The following is an 854-nucleotide window of genomic DNA, read 5'->3' on the forward strand; positions in this document are numbered from 1 at the left end:
CGCCACAAGCCACGGCCATCAAGGGCTTGAAGGCTGATGGGGTCTGGTTCAGTACGGTGACTTTCTGCTCGACAAGCAGGGTGTGGAAGTCCTCCGGGGAACGGCTCAGGGCGTGCGGGACGATCACCAGCTTGCCGCCATACAACAGCGCGCCGAAGATTTCCCAGACCGAAAAATCGAACGCGCAGGAATGGAACAGCGTCCACACATCGTCCGGGCCAAAACGGAAGTGCCTGGCACTGGCCTCAAACAGCCGCAGCACGTTGGCGTGAGTCAGCAGCGCGCCTTTGGGCTGGCCGGTGGAGCCGGAGGTGTAGATCACGTAGGCGAGGTTGTTGGGGTTTATCCGAACCTGAGGGTTGGTGAGGTGCCTTTCCTGCAGGAGCGAGCTTGCTCGCGAAAGTGCCAGCCCTGTCGATGCATTTTCAGCGTCTGAATCATTGCCTTCGCGAGCAAGCTCCCTCCCACAGAAGGTGGGGGTGTCCGCGCTGGAATGCATTCCCTGTGGGAGCGGTGCTTGCCCGCGATTCAGGCGCTGCGGTGTGTCAGGTGAATCGGGTTCAGCCTCATCGCGGGCAAGCGCGCTCCTACGGGTCAGCGGGGTGTCAGCCAGCATTGCGCTGTCTGGGCTGACGCTATCGCGAGCAAGGTGGAGCGCCACCCCGGTCCTCCTACAGTGGTTAGAGGTGTCTGGGTTGGAGTGCATTTCCAGGTAGGAGCGCGCTTGCCCGCGATTCAGGCGCTGCGGTGTGTCAGGTGAATCGGGTTCAGCCTCATCGCGGGCAAGCGCGCTCCTACGGGTCAGCGGGGTGTCAGCCAGCATTGCGCTGTCTGGGCTGACGCTATCGCGAGCA

Annotated in this window: 1 pseudogene; it reads right to left on the minus strand. The window is 62.4% G+C overall.

Annotated elements, in window-relative coordinates:
* Positions 1-427 (minus strand): annotated as a pseudogene (locus IV01_RS27605) (AMP-binding protein); the annotation flags it as partial.
* Positions 428-854 lie beyond the last annotated feature (427 nt).

Origin of the sequence: Pseudomonas syringae (genome assembly GCF_000737245.1) — a bacterium.
GTDB classification, from domain to species: Bacteria; Pseudomonadota; Gammaproteobacteria; order Pseudomonadales; family Pseudomonadaceae; genus Aquipseudomonas; species Aquipseudomonas syringae_J.